The organism is Kitasatospora sp. NPDC059803, from assembly GCF_042732255.1.
Taxonomy (GTDB): Bacteria; Actinomycetota; Actinomycetes; order Streptomycetales; family Streptomycetaceae; genus Kitasatospora.
In genome coordinates, this window is record NZ_JBHWIJ010000099.1 from 1 (window position 1) to 18,516 (window position 18,516).

Consider the following 18,516-nt stretch of genomic DNA (forward strand, 5'->3'; position numbering starts at 1 on the left):
GGTGTCCCGCACACGGGCTGGGACCTCCAACCGCGCCGCCGCCCCCGCCGCGTTGGCGGCGGGCCGGGGCCCGTGGGGGAGAGCCGGGGATCAGCCCTCCTGGGCGAGGCTCTTCATGTCCTCGTAGCCCATGCCGAGCTTGCTGAACATCTCCTGCTGCGCCAGGGGCAGGCCGAGGGCCTTCAGCTCCTCGGCCTGGGCGGGGGTCAGCGGCTTGCCGGGGGTGCGCGTCGGAGTGCTCGGGGCGGTGCCGCCCTTGCTCCCGCTGGTGGGGCCGGAGGCGATGAGGGTGAGCATCGCGCTCTGGATGTCGTCGCTGGTCAGCGTGACGGCGTCGGCGGGGGCCTCGACGGTCGGGGCGTTCTGGTTGAAGGCGAGCTTCACCGGGAAGTTGACGCCCGGTGCGGCCTTCGCCTCCAGCTGGGCGAGGTCGAAGGTGGCGGCGGAGAGCTTGCCGTCCTTCAGGTAGAGGTCGGCGCCGACCTTGTCCTCGCGCACGGTGCTCGGGACGGAGGTGGGGAGCTTCCCGAACTGCTGGGGGAACTTGGCGGCCAGCGGCTTGACGGCCTTCAGCAGTTCGTCGGCCAGCTGGCGGCCCGGGGCGCTCATCCAGATGTGCTCGGCGCCGTCCTTCTTGCCCTTGTCCTCGAAGGTGACGGTGCGGGACAGCACGTCCTTGAGGGAGTTGGTCAGCTGCTTGGCGGACTCCGGGTCCAGCGAGGGCTGTCCGCTCGGGGTGGCCTTGGCGCCGTCGAACTTCTTGCTGTCGTCGGCGAGCTTCTGCAGGTCGAAGGAGACCCACTTGCCGGCCAGCACGTCCTTGACCGGCTTCAGTTCGGCGGGCAGGTCGCTGCTGATGGCGTCGACCTGCGACGGGTCCTCGCCGACCAGCTTCACCAGGCCCTTGGCGTCGGCGCGCAGGAACGCCTTGGCGTCGACCTGGCGGTACTCCAGCAGCGCGGCGCCCTTCCGGTCGGAGAGCACGTAGGACAGGCGCACCGACTTGTCGAGCGTCAGGTCCTTGTCGGCGCCGTTGCTTTGTGCGTTCTTGAAGGTGTCGAGGTCCTTCAGGGGCTTGTCGGCGGACACCGCGACGGAGAAGTTCAGCCCGGACACGGCGTCGGCGCTCTTCGGGTCGACCTTGTCGCCGGTGGCCGCACCGAAGGCGATGATCTGCTCGGGAGTGGCGTCCACGGAGAACGTGAGGCCGGCGGCCTTGCCCTCGCCGACCTTGGTGAAGGCCTTGGACACCTTCTGCGCGGCGGACAGCTGCTCGACGGTGCCGCAGGCGGCCAGGCCGGCGGCGAGCACGGATGCGGTGACGGCGACGGGAACGGTTCCGCGCGCGGCCCGGCGAATGGCGGTGTTGATGGTACGTCTCCTGTATGGCGGGGTCTGACCACATGGTCAGACCGGTCCCTCCCCGGTGGCGTCAGGCGCCACAGTGCTTACACATTTGATCACATCATCAACAAGGGGGTGGCCGATTATTTCGGACCGCCGCAGCCCCGGCCGAGGCGCAGCGCGGTGTCGATCAATGGCACATGGCTGAAGGCCTGCGGGAAGTTGCCGACCTGGCGCTTGAGCCGCGGGTCCCACTCCTCCGCCAGGAGCCCGAGGTCGTTGCGGATGGACAGCAGCTTGTCGAACAGCTGGTGCGCCTCGTCCGTCCGGCCGATCATCGCCAGGGCGTCGGCCAGCCAGAACGAGCAGGCCAGGAAGGCGCCTTCGTCGCCCGGCAGGCCGTCCACCCCGCCGCTCGTGGGGTAGCGCAGCACGAAGCCGTCCTCGGTGGACAGTTCGCGCTGGATCGCCTCGACGGTGCCGATGACGCGCTTGTCGTCCGGCGGCAGGAAGCCGACCTGGGGGATGAGCAGCAGCGAGGCGTCGAGTTCCCGCGAGCCGTAGGACTGGGTGAAGGTGTTGCGCTCCGGGTCGTAGCCGTGGGTGCAGACGTCCTCGTGGATGGTGTCACGCAGGGCGCGCCAGCGCTCCAGCGGTCCCTCGCAGTCGGTCTGCTCCAGCAGTTGGACCGTCCGGTCGACGGCGACCCAGGCCATCACCTTGGAGTGGACGAAGTGCCGGCGCGGGCCGCGGACCTCCCAGATGCCCTCGTCCGGCTCCTGCCAGTGCTCCTCCAGCCAGGAGATCAGCCGCAGTTGCAGCAGGTGGGCGTGGTCGTTGCGGGCCAGGCCGGTGTGCTGGGCGAGGTGCAGGGCCTCGACGACCTCGCCGTAGACGTCGAGTTGCAGCTGGTCGGCGGCGCCGTTGCCGATCCGGACGGGGCGGGAGCCCTCGTAGCCGGGCAGCCAGTCGAGTTCGGTCTCCACCAGCTCCCGTTCGCCGGCGATGCCGTACATGATCTGGAGGTTCTCCGGGTCGCCGGCGACGGCGCGCAGCAGCCACTCGCGCCAGGCCTTGGCCTCGTCGCGGTAGCCGGTGCGCAGCAGCGAGGAGAGCGTGATGGTGGCGTCGCGCAGCCAGGTGTAGCGGTAGTCCCAGTTGCGGACGCCGCCGATGTCCTCGGGCAGTGAGGTGGTGGGGGCGGCGACGATGCCGCCGGTGGGGGCGTAGGTGAGGCCCTTGAGGGTGATCAGGGAGCGGATCACGGCCTCGCGGTAGGGGCCCTGGTAGGTGCACTGGGCGGCCCAGTCGTGCCAGAACTCCTCGGTGGCGGCGAGTGCCTGCTCGGCGTCCGGCCGGTCGGGGGCGCCGAGGTGGGAGGCCTGCCAGGTGAGGGCGAAGGCGATCCGCTCGCCGGCGGTGACGGTGAAGTCGGCGTAGGTGGTCAGGTCGCGGCCGTAGGTCTCGGACTCGCCGTCCAGCCACACCGAGTCGGGCCCGGCCACGGCGACGGTGCGGGCGCCCGTGCCGTCCGTGACCTTGTGCACCCAGGGCACGATGCGCCCGTACGAGAAGCGCATCCGCAGGGCCGAGCGCATCCGGACGGTGCCGGCGACGCCCTCGACGATCCGGATCAGCTGCGGGGCCGCCGTGCCGCGCGGCGGCATGAAGTCGATCACCCGGACGGTGCCCCCGGCGGTGTCCCACTCCTGTTCCAGGATCAGCGAGTCGCCCCGGTAGCGCCGCCGGTGGGCGGGCGGGGCGTCACCGGGGGCGATCCGCCAGAAGCCGTGCTCGTCCGTGCCCAGCAGGCCGGCGAAGACGGCCGGGGAGTCGAAGCGGGGCAGGCACAGCCAGTCGACGGCGCCGTCCCTGCCGACCAGGGCGGCGGTCTGCATGTCGCCGATCAGCGCGTAGTCCTCGATGCGGGCGGGCACGTGGTTCTCCAAGAAGGGTTCACAGGAAGGTTCGGCAGAGGGGGGGGTACAGGCAGGGCCGGGCAGGGCTCACTCCTTGAGCGAGCCCGAGTTGGCGCCGCGCACGAAGTGGCGCTGGAAGCAGAAGAACAGGATCGCCACCGGGAGGGTGGAGACCAGCGCCGCCGCCAGCTTGAGCGGGTACTGCGTCCCGGAGCCGAGGCCGCCGGAGACGAAGTGCGCCAGCCCGGTGGTGAGGGTGTCGTGCTCGCTGGACTGGGTGGAGACCAGGAAGTGCGTGAACTCGTTCCAGGAGCCCTGGAAGGAGAGCACGGTGAGCGTGATCAGCGAGGGCCGGGACATCGGCAGGACGACGGACCAGAAGATCCGGAACGTCCCGGCGCCGTCGATCCGCGCCGCCTCCTCGATCTCGCGCGGCACCGACTCGAAGAACTGCTTCATGATGAAGATCCCGGCGGCGTCGACCAGCAGCGGCAGGATCATGCCGCTGTAGCTGTCGAACATGCCGAAGCTCTTCAGCACCAGGAACTTCGGGATCAGCAGCACCACGCCCGGCACCGCCATCACGGCCAGCACGAAGGCGAACAGCAGCCGGCGGCCGGGGAACCTGATCCGGGCCAGCGCGTAGCCCGCCATCGAGTCGAACAGCACCCGGCCGGCCGTCACCAGGACGGTCACCACCACGCTGTTGCCCAGCCAGCGCAGGAACGGGATGTTCTCGACGCCCTCCGCCAGGCCGAACAGCCGCCGGTAGGAGGCCAGGGTGCCGCCGTCGGGCAGCACCGACATCGGGTGGGCGGCCGCGTCCGGGTCGGTTTTGAAGCTGTTCACCAGCTGGAGCAGGAACGGCAGCAGGTAGAGCAGCGCGAAGCCGAGCAGGACGGCGTACCCGAGGATCCGCAGCGGCCGGGGGAAGCGGCCGAGGATCGGCTTGTCCACGGCGGGCTTGCGGTCAGCGTGCGGCACGGCGGGCTCCCTTCGGGCTGCGGCGGGGCTTGCCGTCCCGCTCCCGCAGGACCCACCGCTGGACGGCGGTGAGCAGCAGGATCAGGCCGAGCAGGACGAACGCGATGGCGGCGCCCTGCCCGAAGTCGGCGTTGTCGAAGCCGGCCGAGTAGGACAGGTAGGCGGGCGTGAGGGTGGTGTTGCCGGGCGCGCCCTTGCCCATCACGTACACCTGGTCGAAGACCTGCCAGGTAGAGATCAGGCCGAGGGTCAGCACCAGGAACAGGACGGGCCGCAGGGCGGGCAGGGTGACGTGGCGCAGCAGCTGGCGGCGGTTGACGCCGTCGAGCGCGGCGGCCTCCTCCAGTTCGCGCGGGATGTCCTGGAGGGCGGCGAGGAAGATCAGCATGAAGGTGCCGGAGGTGGTCCACACCGCCATCAGGATCAGCGTGCACATCGCGACCGAGGGCCCGGCGAACCACTCCGACCAGGACAGCCCGAGCGGGCCGCCGGTGCCCGGGGCGGGCTGGTCCAGGCCGAACCAACCGAGCACCAGCCAGATCACCCCGCGCGGGTCGGCGAACCAGTTCGGCCCCTTGACCCCGAGCCAGCCCAGCATCCGGTTGACGGCGCCGCTGCCCTGGAAGAGGAACAGGAAGACCGTCGAGATCGCGATCGAGCTGGTGACGGACGGGAAGTAGAACACCGTGCGCAGGGCGCCCCGGCCGCGCAGCATCCGCTGGTTGACCAGGATGGCGAGCAGCAGCGCCAGCACCGTCTGCAGCGGCACCGTCAGCAGGACGTAGTACAGCGTGTTGCGCATCGAGGTGGCGAACAGCGTGCGGTCCAGGCCGTCCTCGGCGAACAGCCGGCGGTAGTTGTCCAGGCCGATGAAGTCCGCGCTGCCGCTGAACGGGTTGGACTGGCCGTCCCAGTGCAGCAGGCTGACCCACAGGGCCATCCCGATCGGCAGGACCATGAAGAGGCCGAGGACCAGGACCATGGGGCCGGCGAACAGCCAGCCCCATGCTCCCTCGCGCAGGCCGCGCCGGCGTATCGTGCCGGTGGAGCTGTTACTTGGCATTCTTGATGGCCTGCTCGCCGTTGCGCTGGAGGGTGGCCAGGATGGCCGCCGGGTCGCCCGTCTTCAGCGACTGGAGGTCGGTGTTGAACTGGGTGAGCACCTTGGTGAACCCGGCGATGGTGACCGGCGCCTGGGCGTTGGCGACGCCGTCGACCCAGGCCTTGGACTCGGGGTACTTCTGGGCGTAGGCGCTCAGCGCGCTGGTGCGCGAGGGCATCACGCCGAAGGCCTGGGCGAACTCCAGTTGCTGGTCGGTGGAGGCGAGGTGCTTGACCAGGTCGACCCCGGCCGCCTGGTGCTGGCTCTTGGCGGCGATGCCCCAGCAGTTGCTGAAGGCGAGGGTGCCGGGGCCGGCCGGGCCGGCGGGCAGCGGGAGCACCTTGTACTGGACGTTCGGGTAGTCCTTGGCCATCGCGCCCTTGAGCCAGTTGCCCTCGATGGTCATCGCGGCCTTGCCCTTGCCGAGCGCCTCGCCGCCCCAGCCGGCGTCCACCTCGGCGACGTACTTGGCCGAGCCGGCCTTCATCATCGACTGCACGTACTCCAGCGCCTGCTTGTTGGCCGGGCTGTCGGCGGTCATCGCGGTCTGCTCGGGGTTGGTGATCCAGCCGCCGGCCTCCTTCAGCAGGGCGCCGAGCCGCTGGTAGTCGGGGGCGGTCACCAGGCCGGTCACGCCGTCCTTGGTGAGCTTGGCGGCGTCGTCGGAGAGCTGCTGCCAGCTGGTCGGGTAGTCGGCCTCGGTCAGGCCGGCCTGCTGCCACAGCGTGGTGTTGATCGCCAGGCCCAGGGTGGAGGTGTCCTTGGGCAGGCAGGTGAGCTTGCCGTCGTAGCTGAAGGCCTTGCGCAGCGGCTCGGAGAAGTCGGCGGCGTCCGGGATCTGGTCGCCGTAGGCGTACAGCGAGCCGCCCTTGGCGTAGTTCGCGAACTGGTCGGAGTTGACGTAGAAGAGGTCCGGCGGGTTGCCGCCGGCGAAGGCCTGGCCGAGCTGCTGGTTGATGTCGCTGGCGATCTGCACGGTGACGGTGTTGCCGGTCTTCTTGGCCCAGTCGGCCGTGGCGGCCTTGACCGCGGCCGTCTCGGCCTCGCCGGAGGTGGCGATCAGCACCGTCAGGCTCTGGTTGCCGCCGGAGGACTGCTTGGCCGGTGAGTCGCCGAAGCCGCCGGAGGAGGAGCAGCCGGTGACGGCGCCGAGGGTGACGGCCGCGCAGACGGCTGCCGCGGCGAGGGTGCGGGAGGTGGCCATGCGGGATCTCCTTGCGAGGGTGGGTGGGGGAGTGGGCGGAGATGGTTTCGGGGGGAGTGGCGGTCAGACGCTTTCGCGCAGGACCAGCTCCGGTTCCAGGAGCACGTGTTCGGTCGGCCGCTGGTGGTCGCCGAGGCGTTCCAGCAGCAGCCGCATGCACTCGCGGCCGACCGCGTCGAGCGGTTGGGCGAGGCTGGACAGCGACGGGAACAGCAGGGGGGCGATCGGCGAGTCGTCGAAGCCGATGACGGCCGCGTCCGGGCCGGGGGTGCGGCCGTCGCGGCGCAGCGCCTGGTACCAGCCGAGCGCCAGGGTGTCGCTGGCGGTCACCACCGCGGTCGCGCCGGTCGCGAGCAGCCGTTCGGCGGCCTCGGTGGCGCTCGTCCGGTCGTCCGGACTCTCGGCCCGGCGGCCCCGGGTGGGCAGGCCCAGTTCGCGCATCGCGCTCTGCCAGCCGCGGGCGCGGTCGTCGCCGACGCCGGAGCCCTTCGGCCAGCCGAGGAAGCCGATCTTGCGGTGGCCGAGCCCGGCCAGGTGCCGGACGGCGGCCGAAGTCCCGGCGGAGCCGTCGACGTCGACCCAGTCGCCGACGTCCCGGCCGGACCAGGTGCGGCCGAAGGCGACGTAGGGGACGCCGCGTTCGTGCAGCCAGCCCTGGCGGCGGTCGCCGCGGTCGGTGCTGCTGAGGACGAAGCCGTCCGCGCCGTGCTCGTCGAGGAGCTGCTGGTAGCTGGTGAGTTCGTCGTCCCCGGGGGCGACGGCGAACAGCACCACCCGGTAGCCGGCCTGGTCGGCGGCCTCGGAGAGGGAGTGCAGGAACTGGTCCAGGACCGGGGTCGGGACGCCGGTGCTGCTGGAGCGGATGCCGTAGCCGATCAGCCGGCTGGCCCTGGTCTTGAGCGCCTGCGCGGCCCGGTGCGGGCGGTAGCCGAGCTCGTCGATCGCGCGCTGGACCCGCTCCAGCGTCTGCGGGCGCAGCAGCTCGGGCGAGTTGATCGCGTTGGACACCGTCTGACGGCCCACGCCGGCCCGGGCGGCGACCATTTCGAGGGTCGCGGCGGACCCTGTCCTGGGCCGGGGCGATGAGTGTGCATGCATGACGGCGATCCTAGGTTCTGTCTTCATTGACAAGATCTTGGAGCGTTCCAATACGGGGTTCCATCTTCCCCACCAGGGGGGTTAATGTCTTGGAACGCTCCAATGGCAGAAAGGTTGCGCCCGAGTGGAAGCAACTGTCAAGCCCCAAAACGAGGATGAAGAGACCATGTCAGCGATCGCCCTGCAGCCGTTCCTGCACGACGCCCAGCTCTCCGTGGCCGCCCCGAGCTTCTGCGCCTCGCGCCCGGACGGGCGGATCGGCGAAGGCGCGGACGGCTTCTACCACGGGGACCGCCGGATCCTCTCCCGCCTGGAGGCCGGCGTCGCCGCCGTCCCCAACACCCCCGTCGCCACCGCGCACGGCGAGGACGGACGCACCACCTTCGTCACCGTGCTGCGCGGCATCGCCGAACTCACCCCCGACCCGGCCGTCACCCTGGAACGCCGCCGGGAACTGCACCCCGGCCGCCTCGTCGAGCGCTACACCGTCCGCAACGCGGGCGACCTCACCGCCCGCCTGCGCCTGGACGTACGCGCGGAGAGCGACTTCGCCGCGATGGACAGCGTCAAGGCCGGCCGCGCCACCCAGGCACTCACGCCCACCGCCGGCCCGAACGGCCTGCGCTGGAGCGAGGGCCCGCTCAGCGCCGCCCTCACCGTCGAACCGGCGCCCGACCACCTCGCCGCCGACACCGGCACCCTGGGCTTCGACCTCGAACTCGCCCCCGGCCAGAGCTGGCAGGCCGTCCTGGAGTGCACCGCCGAGCACCGCGACGGCGACCTCTTCCCCGCCCCGGCCGCCGACGCCGCCCCGTGGCGCACCCCCGGGATCACCGGCCGCGACCACCACCTCGCGCACTGGATCACCCGCTCCCACCACGACCTGCGCGGCCTCCTGCTCACCGACCCGCTGCAGCCCGCCGACCACTTCCTCGGCGCCGGGGCCCCCTGGTTCCTCACCCTGTTCGGCCGCGACTCCCTCTGGGCGGCCCGGATGATGCTCCCGCTCGGCACCGAACTCGCCGCCGGCACGCTGCGCACCCTGGCCCGCCGCCAGGGCCGCGCCCTCGACCCGGCCACCGAGGAGCAGCCCGGCAAGATCCTCCACGAGGTCCGCCGCGACGAGCAGCACCTCGACAACGGCTCCCACCTGCCGCCCTGCTACTTCGGCACGGCCGACGCCACCCCGCTGTGGCTCACCCTCCTGCACGACGCCTGGCGCTGGGGCATGCCCGAGGACCAGGTCGAGGACCTGCTGCCGCACGCCGAGGCCGCCCTCGCCTGGCTGGCCGACCACGCCGACGCGGACGGCGACGGCTTCCTTGAGTACGTCGACAGCTCCGGCAAGGGGCTCTCCAACCAGGGCTGGAAGGACTCCTCCGACAGCATCCGCTTCCGCGACGGCCGGATCGCCGACGCCCCCATCGCGCTCAGCGAGGTCCAGGCCTACGCCTACGAGGCCGCCGTCGCCTCGGCCGCCCTGCTGGAGGCCTTCGGCCGGCCCGGTGCCGAGCGCTGGCGGCAGTGGGCGGAGGAGCTGCGGCTGCGCTTCCGCGACCGGTTCTGGACCGAGGACGCGCACGGCCCGTACCCGGCGGTCGCCCTCGACGGCGGCAAGCACCAGGTCGACTCGATCGCCTCCAACATGGGCCACCTGCTCGGCACCGGCCTGCTCGACCCGCAGGAGAGCGCCCTGGTCGCCGGCCGGCTCACCGCCCCCGGCATGGACAGCGGCTTCGGGCTGCGCACCCTGGACGCCGCCGCGGCCGGCTTCAACCCGCTCGGCTACCACACCGGTTCGGTCTGGCCGCACGACAGCGCCATCGCCGTCCACGGCCTCTCCCGCGCCGGGCTGCACGACGCCGCCGCGCCGCTGGCCGCCGGCCTGGTCCGCGCGGCGGCGGCCTTCGACCACCGCCTGCCCGAACTCTTCGGCGGCCACCCGCGCGCCGAGTTCGCCCGCCCCGTCCCCTACCCGGCCTCCTGCCGCCCGCAGGCCTGGGCCGCCGCCGCCTCCGTCCAGGTGGTGCAGGCACTGCTCGGCCTGGAGGCCGACGCCCCCAACCGGCGGCTCCGGGTGCGGGCCCAACTCCCCGCCGGCTACGAGTCGCTGACGTTCACCGGCCTGACGGTGGCGGGCCTGCCGATCGAGGTGTCCACCGACCACACCGGGGCCGTCGACCTGCGCGCCCCGCAGGGCTTCACCGTCACCACGGACCGCTGACGCGCACCCCGCCGGCCCGGCGGCCGCGCCCGGCCCGGCCGGCGGGGAGCGGGCCGTCCGGGCGCGGGCGCCGGGCCGGGTCAGCCGCGCTGCACGGTGAACTGGTCCACGGCGGTGCCGTCCTCGGTGATCGAGCGCACCGCCATGCGGGCCGGCTTGCCGGCGGCGGCGGGCGTCACGTCGACCGCCACCAGGCAGTAACCGGTGTAACGGACCCTGGACCAGGTGACCTTGACGGTCTGGTTTTGGCCGCTCGGATCGGCGACCACCATCGGGACGGGGGAGTCGTTCTTCGTCTCGTGCCCGAGGTAGGTGTCGGCGACGGGGAAGGAGTAGACCCCGCCGCCACCGCCGCCCGCGACGACGTACGTCGTGCCGTCCTTCAGCGGATTGACGGTGTCTCCGGAGGCGACCTTGCGGGTGGGCTTGCCGGAACGGATGGGGTCGGTCCGCTCGTAGACGTGGTTGTGGCCGCTGAGCACCAGGTCCACCTGGTACTTGTCGAACAGCGGGGCCCAGTCCTGCTGCGCGCCGAGTTCGGCCCCGTTGTCGTGGCAGGTGGAGTACGTGCACTGGTGCAGGTAGACGACGACGAAGTCGATGGTGGTGTCGGCGCGGAGCGCGGCGAGCCGGCTCTCCAGCCACTTCTTCTGCTTGCCCTTGGTGTAGTTCAGGTTGGCCGCGGTGTTGTAGCAGATGTCGTTGCCGTCGAGGCTGATCAGGCCGACGTTCTGGCAGCGCCAGGAGTAGATGCCGGTGGACTGCGCCCAGGCGTTGTCGGGCATCGTGAACCGGGCGCGGACGCCCCCGTAGCCGTCGGCCCCGTACCAGGCCTCCATCTCGTGGTTGCCGATCGCCATCATCCACGGGGTCCGGGAGGCGACGGGGTCGTTCTGCACGAAGAAGGAGTCCCACAGACGGGCGTCGTAGGGGTCGCTGGTCTTGCCGCTGCCGCCGCTGTTGGCGTACGAGAGGTCGCCCATGTGGAGGTGGAAGGCGGGGTCGAGGCCGGCGATCAGGTTGGCGGTGGCGGCCGCGTTGTACCCGATGCCCTGGTCGCCGAAGGCCGTGAAGGTGAACCCGGTGCCGCGCCCGGGGGCGGGCGCGGTGCGGAAGCTCGCCACGTCGCCGAGCCGGGCGCGCTGCCCCGCGGGGTCGTAGCCCTGGTGGCCGACGACGTAGTAGTACGTGGTGTCCGGGATCAGCTGGTCCACCTGCGCGTGCAGGTAGTACTGGGTGACGGTGGTGGGCTTGACCAGGGGCTGGTCCTCGACCGGGTGCTGCCAGGACAGCTTGCTGACCAGGGTGCGGACCTCGGCGGCGATCGGGGAGCCGAAGTCGCCGGGCTGGAGGCCGATCCGGACGAAGGGGGCGGTCACCGCGCCCGGCACCTGCCAGGAGACGACGACCTGTTGGGAGGGGTCGGCCCCGAAGGCCAGGTGCCGGCCGAAGGGGCGCAGCGCGGACCCGGCGGTCTGGTCGCTGCGGGGTGAGGGGAGGGTCGGGGTGTCGAGGGCGGTCGGGCGGGGGGCGGCCTGGGCGGCGCCGGGCAGCAGGAGGCTGCCCGCGGCGAAGGCGGCACCGCCCGCCGCGCTCACTCGCAGGAGGTCGCGCCGGGAGTGCCGTGAGGTCTCGGACATGACATTAAGTTAGGAAACATCACTAACCTTTGACAAGAGGGCGGACGCGAACGGATTCTGCTTTATGGCAGGCCAGTTGACGGCGCATCGGGTGCGGGGGCGCCTTCGGGTGGGCGATCCGCCCGTGGAGCCGATCGGCGTAACCGCGCCCGCGCGTCGCGGGCCCGGCGCCGGCGGGCGCCTACCGTGGGCGAATGACCGATCATCAGACCGCGCGACCCGCGATGGGCCGGGCGGGCTACCTCGGGGCGGCCGCCGGCTTCGCCGTCTGCATGGCGGGCACCACCCTGCCCACCCCGCTGTACGGGCTGTACCAGGAGCAGATCGGCTTCTCCGAACTGATGGTGACGGTCGTCTTCGCCATCTACGCCTTCGGCGTCATCGGCGTCCTGCTGCTCGTCGGCAACGTCTCCGACTCCGTCGGACGCCGGCCCGTCCTGCTCTGCGGACTGGCACTCGCGGCGTGCAGCGCCCTCGCCTTCCTGGCCGAAGGCGGCCTCCCACTGCTGGCCCTGGGCCGCCTGCTGTCCGGCCTGTCCGCGGGCCTGTTCACCGGCACCGCCACCGCGTACGTCCTGGAGCTCGCCCCACCCGGACACCAGGCCCGCGCGGGCTTCGTCGCGACCGCCGCCAACATCGGCGGCCTGGGCTGCGGACCGGTGCTGTCGGGACTGCTCGCCGAGTACACACCCCACCCCCTGACCCTGCCGTTCGCCGTGCACCTGGTGCTGCTCGCCGCCTCCTTCACCGTCACCTGGCTCCTGCCGGAGACCGTCACCGGCGCCCGCCCGCTGCGCACCGCCCGGCCGCGCCGGCCGTCCCTGCCGCCGGAGGTCCGCGGGGTGTTCGTCCCGGCCGGCCTCGCCGCGTTCGCGGGCTTCTCCCTGCTGGGCGTCTTCACCTCCGTCAGCCCCGCCTTCCTCGCCCAGCGGCTGGACGTCCACAGCCCGGCCGTCGTCGGCCTGATCGTCTGTACGGCCTTCTTCGCCTCCATCCTCGGCCAGCTCCTGGTGCCCCGGCTGGGCACCGCCCGGGCGATCCCGATCGGCTGCCTGGTGCTCATCGCCGGGCTGGCCCTGATGGCAGGCTCCCTCGCCTGGACGGCCCTGCCGCTGCTGGTGCTCAGCGCCCTGGTGGGCGGCGCCGGCCAGGGCATGGGCCTGCGCGGAGCGGTCGGCGAGATCGCCGCCGCCGCGCCCGCCGAGCACCGCGGCGGCGCCCTGTCGGCGCTCTTCGTGGTCGCCTACTTCGGCATCTCGATCCCGGTGATCGGCATCGGCCTGCTCACCGCGCCGATCGGCCTGGCTCACGCGGGCCTGGTCTTCACCGCCTGCATGGCCCTGCTCGCCGCCGCCTCCGGCGCCTACCTGCTGCGCCGGGCCCGCGCCGGCTCCTGAACCGGCTTCTGAACCGGCTTCTGAACCAGCTCTTGAACCGGCCGCGGTCCGGTGGCGCCCGCGCGCTTCCACGCGCTCTCGCGCAGCAGCCGCAGGCCGTTGAGGCCGACGATGACGGTCGAGCCCTCGTGGCCGAGGACGCCGAGCGGCAGGGGCAGGGTGGCGACCAGGTCCCACACGACCAGGCCGGAGATGAACACCGAGGCGATCACCAGGTTCTGGACGACCAGCCGCCGGGCCGCCCGGGACAGCGCGATCACCGTGGGGACGGTCGCGAGTTCGTCGCGGACGACGACCGCGTCGGCGGTCTCCAGCGCCAGGTCGGAGCCCGCCCGGCCCATCGCGATGCCGGTGTGGGCGGCGGCGAGGGCGGGGGCGTCGTTGACGCCGTCGCCGATCACCAGCACCTTGCGCCCGGCCCGCTCCTGCTCCTGCACGGCGGCGACCTTGTCCTGGGGGAGCAGCCCGGCGCGGACGTCGGTGATGCCGACCTCGGCGGCGAGGCGGGCGGCGGCGCGCGGGTTGTCGCCGGTCACCAGCACCGGGGCGGCGCCGGTCAGGGCCGCCAGGGCGGTGACGGTGGCGGCGGCGTCGGGGCGCAGGCGGTCGGCGATGCCGAGTACGCCGACCGGGACGCCGTCGCGCTGGACCAGGACGGCAGTGCGCCCGTCGCGCTCCAGTTCCGCGGCGACGGCGGTGGCCTCGGCGGTGGCCTCCGCCTCGGCGGAGGGCGCGTGGTCGGCGGCGCCGGCGAGGAGCCGGGCGGGGGCGCCGACCGCGATGACGGCACCGCAGACGGTGGCGGTCACCCCGATGCCGGGGGTGGAGGCGAAGCCCTCGGCGACCGGCAGGTCGAGGCCGCGCCGACGGGCGGCGTCGACCACCGCGCGGGCCAGCGGGTGCTCGCTGGGGTGCTCGGCGGCGGCCGCCAGGGTCAGCAGTTCGTCCTCGTCCAGGCCGCTGCCGGCGAGGGGGAGCAGGTCGGTGATCCGGGGGGTGCCCTCGGTGAGGGTGCCGGTCTTGTCCAGCGCGACCGCGTCGACCTGCCCGAGCCGCTCCATCACGACGGCGGACTTCACCAGGACGCCGTGGCGGCCGGCGTTGGCGATCGCGGACAGCAGCGGCGGCATGGTGGCCAGCACCACGGCGCAGGGCGAGGCGACGATCATGAAGGTCATCGCCCGCAGCAGCGAGCCGGTCACGGCGGCCCCGAAGGCCAGCGGGACGAGGAAGACGGCGAGGGTCGCGAAGACCATGCCCAGGGAGTAGCGCTGCTCGACCCTCTCGATGAACAGCTGGGTGGGGGCCTTGGTCTCCGAGGCCTCCTCGACCATGGCGACGATCCGGGCGATCACCGAGTCGGAGGCGTCGCGCTCGACCTTCACCCGCAGGGCGCCGGTGCCGTTCAGGGTGCCGGCGAAGACCTCGTCGCCCTGCTGCTTGGGGGCCGGCAGCGGCTCGCCGGTGATGGTGGCCTGGTCGATCTCGCTCGCGCCGTCCAGGACGCGGCCGTCGGCGCCGACGCGCTCGCCGGGGCGGATCAGGATGGTGTCGCCGACCACCAGGTCCTCGGTGGCGACGGTCTCCTCGCCGCCGTCGTCCAGCAGGCGGGTGGCGGTGGTGGGGGCGAGGTCGAGCAGGCCGCGCACCGAGTCCTGGGTGCGGGCGGTGGCCAGCGCCTCCAGCGCGCCCGAGGTGGCGAAGATGACGATCAGCAGCGCGCCGTCCATCACCTGCCCGATCGAGGCCGCGCCGATCGCGGCGACGATCATCAGCAGGTCGACGTCGAGGGTCTTCTCGCGCAGCGCCTGAAGTCCGGCCCAGCCGGGCTCCCAGCCGCCGGTGGCGTAGGCGATCGCGTACAGCGGCCCCCAGGCCCAGGCCGGGGCACCGGCCAGCTGGAGTGGGAGGGCGGTCAGGAAGGCGACGGTCGCGGCGGCGGCCCAGCGGGCCTCGGCCAGCGCGAAGACGCGCGTACGGCGCTTGGGAGCGGCGCCGCCGCGCGGGGCTGCGGCGGCTGGGCGCTCGGTGAGGGTTGCGGACATGGCTGTGGTGTTCCTCCACGCGGACACGACGGGGCGACGCGTCGACCATACAGGAATACATGAACAGCTCTTCATTTATTCCCGCTGGATTGACCCTCCCGGGTGATGGAGTTGTCGCCCCGCCGGGCAGGCCCTGGCCTAGTTGGCCCGCGCGGTGAGGCCTTGTGGCCAGTGGCGGTGGTACTGGTCGATGACGTAGTCGTGGCCGTGGAGCCAGCCGTCCGCGGCCGGGTGGGCGTCGGTGAGGTGGGGGTGGCCCGGGGGCAGGTCGGCGTGGACGTGGTCGAGCCTGGCGGGGTCGCGGGCGGGCCAGATCGAGGTGGCGGCGGTGGCGGCGAGCAGGGCGATGGCGCCGAGGACGACGGCGGTCGTCGGGAGGCCGGCGCCGGCGGCGAGCCAGCCGGCGAGGGGGTAGGTGAGCAGCCAGCAGCTGTGCGAGAGGGAGAACTGAGCGGCGAAGGCGGCCGGCAGGTCCGCGTCGGCGGCGGAGCGGCGGATCAGGCGCCCGCCCGGCGTGAGGACGGCGGAACAGGCGGCGCCGATCGCGGCCCAGGACGCCAGCAGCGCGCCCCAGGACCAGCCGCCCGGGGCCGCGGCGGTGACGGCGGCGACGGCGGCCAGGACGGCGGGGAGTGCGAAGGCGGCCGGGAGCATGACGGCGCGGTCGGAGAGCCGCCGCAGGAGCCGGGGCAGGAGCAGGGCGGTCAGCATGGAGCCGGCTCCGTAGGCGCCCAGGGCGAGCGAGACCGCGCCGGCCGGGCGGTGGAAGTGCTCGCGGACCGCGACGACCGTGTCGACGAAGACGATCGCCCCGGCGGCGGCGACCGCGAGGTCGAGCGCGAGCAGGGCCCGCAGGCGGGGGGTGGCCCAGAACAGGCGGGCGCCGAAGGCGGCCTTGGCGTAGACGCCGCCGGTCCTCTCGACGGGGGCGGGCTTGGGCAGGACGACGGAGACGACCAGGGTGGCGGAGGCGAGGAAGCCCGCGGTGGTGCCGGTGAACAGCCAGGTGTACGGGACCAGCGCGAGCAGGCCCGCGGCGAGCGCGGGGCTGAACAGGGACTCCAGGTCGTAGGCGAGGCGGGACATCGACAGCGCCTGGGTGTAGTCCCGTTCGGCGGGCAGCACCTCGGGGATGGTGGCCTGGAAGGCCGGTGTGAAGGCGGCCGAGGCGGCCTGGAGCAGGAAGATCAGGATGTAGATCTGCCAGGCCTGGCTGACGAACGGCAGGGCGAGCGCGACGGCGGCGCGGGTGAGGTCCATCGCCACCAGCAGCGTTCGGCGCGGAATGCGGTCGGCGAGGGCGCCGACCGCCGGTGCGACGGCCACGTAGGCGACCATCTTGACGGCCAGCGCGGTGCCGAGGACGGCCGAGGCGTCGGCGCCGGCGATGTCGTAGGCGAGCAGGCTCAGCGCCACGGTGGCCAGGCCCGTGCCCACCAGGGCGATGACCTGGGCTGCGAACAGGTGGCGGTAGGTGCGGTTGCGCAGTGTGGACAGCATCGGCCCCGTCCCGGTCGGCGGCGTGGTGCGGCGGCACCATCGTATCCAACACGTGCATACGTGTGCACGTGTTAGTTGCGATGGCGCGGTCCTCACTGCCGTTCCGGTCTGCGGGGTCGGGTCGGGGCGGGTTGGGGCGGTCGTGCGGCGGGTCAGTCGTGCGGCGGGAGGGAGCCGATCTGGTGGTCGGCGACGTTCAGCGCCTCGTCGACCAGGCGCCGGAGGTGCCCGTGGCGCAGCGAGTAGACGACGCGGCGCCCGTCCCTGCGCGTGGTGACCAGGCCCGCGAGGCGGAGCTTCGCGAGGTGCTGGCTGACGGAGGTGCGCGGGGCCCCGCAGGCCTCGATGAGGGAGGTGACGTCGGCCTCGCCCGCGCCGAGCCGGTGCAGCAGCGCGAGCCGGGTGCGGTCCGCGAGCAGGGCGAGGACGGACGCGGCGACGTCCAGCCGCTCGCCGCTGTCCTGCCCCTGCTCCTGCGAGCCGTGTGCAGCTGCCAGATCGGTGCTTGTGCTCATGTGCTCATCGTAGGTCGGCGTGCGCCCGATGCGTGCACGCGTGCGCACGTGATGGCCCCGCGCTGTCGGGGCCGCCGGGGCGGGCCCGGTTCAGCGGCCGGGGCCCCAGCGGGCTTCGAGCCGGCGGGTGCCGTCGGGGGTGGTGACGGCCCGCCAGCTGGCCCGCATCCGCACCGTGCGGCGGGCGGCGCCGGTGCCGCTGGAGGCGGTCGGGGCGCCCACGGCCTGGAGCACGGAGTTGTCCAGGGGGCTGTCGGCGAGCCTGCGCACGATCGCGGACAGGGCCGCGGCCACCGAGCCGCGCGCCGGCGCGGATGCCGGCCAGCTGGCGGGGAGGGGCTGGCGGCGGTGGAAGGCGCCGAGAACGGCCACGGGGACCTCACCTTCGTTGCGTATCGTCCGACACGGCGGATCGATCGGGTGGTGGCTAAGGGTGCTCCGGAGGTCGGTGGCGGGGCGCTGGGCCCGCGTCAGCCGGGCGGGGACGAGTCCGAGCCTAGGCCGCGGACCCTCGGGGGGCGGGTGATCCTGACGCCCCCTTGACTGTGCGGGCGCCGTCACTGACGGTGTCCTGACGGCGGCCCCGCGCATCGACGGCCTCCGGCCCGGACGCGATCGCGCTCCGGCGGGCGGCGCGTCCGGCGGGCGGGCGGCCGCGTCGTACGGGCGAGGAGGGAAGGGGAGCCATGGCAGGCCGGTCCGACGGCGCCGGCGCGGCCCGCGACGGCCGGGGGGCGAACGATTGGGACGTGACGGGTTCGTTCACTAACATCGACAGTGGCCCTGGATATAGGGAACACATCCGTTCATTACGGACAGCCGGTGAACGGGCGTGTCGAGAGGTGGAGCCGAAGAAGGTGCGCAGCCATGCCCGCTGAACCCGCAGTCGCGCGCGGACCGGCGACGGGCGCCCCGCTCCGCAGGCGCGGCGAGGCGCTGGAGAACGCCATCTTCGAGGCCGCCCTCCAGCAGCTCACCGCCGACGGCTACGCCCGGCTCACCATGGAGGGCGTCGCCGCCGCCGCGCAGACCGGCAAGGCCGCGCTCTACCGGCGCTGGCCCTCCAAGGAGGAACTGGTCAAGGACGCGCTGCGCGCCTGCCTGCCCCCGGTCGGCCCGCCGCCCGACACCGGCGGCCTGCGCGGGGACCTGCTGGAGGTGGTGACCAGGCTGCGCGCGGCGATGCTGAGCGAGCCCGGGGCCGCCGTGCGGGCCATCATGGGCGAGCTGGACCAGCAGCGGGCCCACACCTTCCTGGCGATCGTGCTGGAGCGGGTGGTGGAGCCCACCGCCGCGCTGATCGCCGAGGTGCTCGGCCGTGGTGCCACCCGGGGCGAGGTCCGCCCCGGGTCCGTCACCCCGCTGGTCACCGACGTCGTCCCGGCGCTGATGCTGTACCGGATCAAGATGTGCGGCGGCGCGCCGGAGCAGCTGGACCCGGCGGAGATCGTCGACGAGGTGCTGCTGCCGATCGTCCGCCAGTGAGGGCGGTCAGGTCGATGGCCGACGGGCCGGGCAGGGGGGGGCCCCGACCCGCCCGGGGC

General features: G+C 73.1%; 14 protein-coding genes. 3 read left to right on the forward strand and 11 right to left on the reverse strand.

Annotated features, from left to right (window positions below; genetic code table 11):
* Positions 1-90: 90 nt before the first annotated feature.
* The 6 genes from ACFV6I_RS17875 to ACFV6I_RS17900 all read right to left on the reverse strand — a co-directional run bounded on the left by ACFV6I_RS17875 (position 91) and on the right by ACFV6I_RS17900 (position 7,651).
* On the reverse strand, positions 91-1,311 hold the full coding sequence (locus ACFV6I_RS17875) for a hypothetical protein (protein ID WP_380426246.1): 1,221 nt from the start codon (positions 1,309-1,311) through the stop codon (positions 91-93).
* A gap of 176 nt (positions 1,312-1,487) precedes the next feature.
* Entirely contained in the window at positions 1,488-3,281 is a 1,794-nt protein-coding gene (locus tag ACFV6I_RS17880) for a glycoside hydrolase family 15 protein (RefSeq protein ID WP_380426248.1), read from the reverse strand.
* A 69-nt stretch (positions 3,282-3,350) separates the two neighbouring features.
* A complete protein-coding gene (locus ACFV6I_RS17885) occupies positions 3,351-4,247 on the reverse strand; it encodes a carbohydrate ABC transporter permease (RefSeq protein WP_208869026.1) in 897 nt (298 codons plus the stop codon).
* Positions 4,234-5,310, reverse strand: coding sequence for a carbohydrate ABC transporter permease (locus ACFV6I_RS17890; protein ID WP_063345910.1), 1,077 nt, complete (start codon positions 5,308-5,310; stop codon positions 4,234-4,236). The genes ACFV6I_RS17885 and ACFV6I_RS17890 overlap by 14 nt, the downstream gene beginning before the upstream one ends.
* The gene (locus ACFV6I_RS17895; RefSeq protein WP_380426251.1) at positions 5,300-6,553 is read right to left on the reverse strand and encodes an extracellular solute-binding protein; all 1,254 of its coding nucleotides are present in this window, start codon (positions 6,551-6,553) and stop codon (positions 5,300-5,302) included. The genes ACFV6I_RS17890 and ACFV6I_RS17895 overlap by 11 nt, the downstream gene beginning before the upstream one ends.
* 63 nt (positions 6,554-6,616) lie before the next feature.
* Positions 6,617-7,651: a LacI family DNA-binding transcriptional regulator gene (locus ACFV6I_RS17900; protein ID WP_063345908.1), complete on the reverse strand. Its 1,035-nt coding sequence runs from the start codon at positions 7,649-7,651 to the stop codon at positions 6,617-6,619.
* A 166-nt stretch (positions 7,652-7,817) separates the two neighbouring features.
* Here ACFV6I_RS17900 and ACFV6I_RS17905 point away from each other — a divergent pair, with 166 nt between their 5' ends.
* The gene (locus ACFV6I_RS17905) at positions 7,818-9,875 is read left to right on the forward strand and encodes a glycogen debranching N-terminal domain-containing protein (RefSeq protein ID WP_380426253.1); all 2,058 of its coding nucleotides are present in this window, start codon (positions 7,818-7,820) and stop codon (positions 9,873-9,875) included.
* 80 nt (positions 9,876-9,955) lie between these two features.
* Here the strand turns inward: ACFV6I_RS17905 and ACFV6I_RS17910 are convergent, their stop codons facing one another.
* Complete coding sequence (locus ACFV6I_RS17910; RefSeq protein ID WP_380426255.1) at positions 9,956-11,515, reverse strand: purple acid phosphatase family protein; 1,560 nt, start codon at positions 11,513-11,515, stop codon at positions 9,956-9,958.
* A 194-nt stretch (positions 11,516-11,709) separates the two neighbouring features.
* On the opposite strand from ACFV6I_RS17910, the gene ACFV6I_RS17915 reads away from it, so the two are divergent.
* Positions 11,710-12,912, forward strand: coding sequence for an MFS transporter (locus ACFV6I_RS17915; RefSeq protein ID WP_380426257.1), 1,203 nt, complete (start codon positions 11,710-11,712; stop codon positions 12,910-12,912).
* On the opposite strand, the gene ACFV6I_RS17920 is transcribed toward ACFV6I_RS17915, so the two are convergent.
* From ACFV6I_RS17920 to ACFV6I_RS17935, 4 genes are all read right to left on the reverse strand, one after another.
* Positions 12,879-14,957 (reverse strand): heavy metal translocating P-type ATPase, encoded by a 2,079-nt coding sequence (locus ACFV6I_RS17920; protein WP_380426259.1) that lies wholly within the window; start codon positions 14,955-14,957, stop codon positions 12,879-12,881. The genes ACFV6I_RS17915 and ACFV6I_RS17920 overlap by 34 nt on opposite strands.
* Before the next feature lie 138 nt (positions 14,958-15,095).
* Entirely contained in the window at positions 15,096-16,457 is a 1,362-nt protein-coding gene (locus ACFV6I_RS17925; RefSeq protein ID WP_380426261.1) for an MFS transporter, read from the reverse strand.
* A gap of 152 nt (positions 16,458-16,609) precedes the next feature.
* Entirely contained in the window at positions 16,610-16,972 is a 363-nt protein-coding gene (locus ACFV6I_RS17930) for a metalloregulator ArsR/SmtB family transcription factor (protein WP_063345900.1), read from the reverse strand.
* A gap of 90 nt (positions 16,973-17,062) precedes the next feature.
* The gene (locus ACFV6I_RS17935) at positions 17,063-17,344 is read right to left on the reverse strand and encodes a hypothetical protein (protein WP_380378793.1); all 282 of its coding nucleotides are present in this window, start codon (positions 17,342-17,344) and stop codon (positions 17,063-17,065) included.
* Between the two features lie 495 nt (positions 17,345-17,839).
* Between ACFV6I_RS17935 and ACFV6I_RS17940 the strand changes: the two genes are divergently transcribed.
* Complete coding sequence (locus ACFV6I_RS17940; RefSeq protein ID WP_380378792.1) at positions 17,840-18,457, forward strand: TetR/AcrR family transcriptional regulator C-terminal ligand-binding domain-containing protein; 618 nt, start codon at positions 17,840-17,842, stop codon at positions 18,455-18,457.
* The last annotated feature ends 59 nt before the right edge of the window (positions 18,458-18,516 follow it).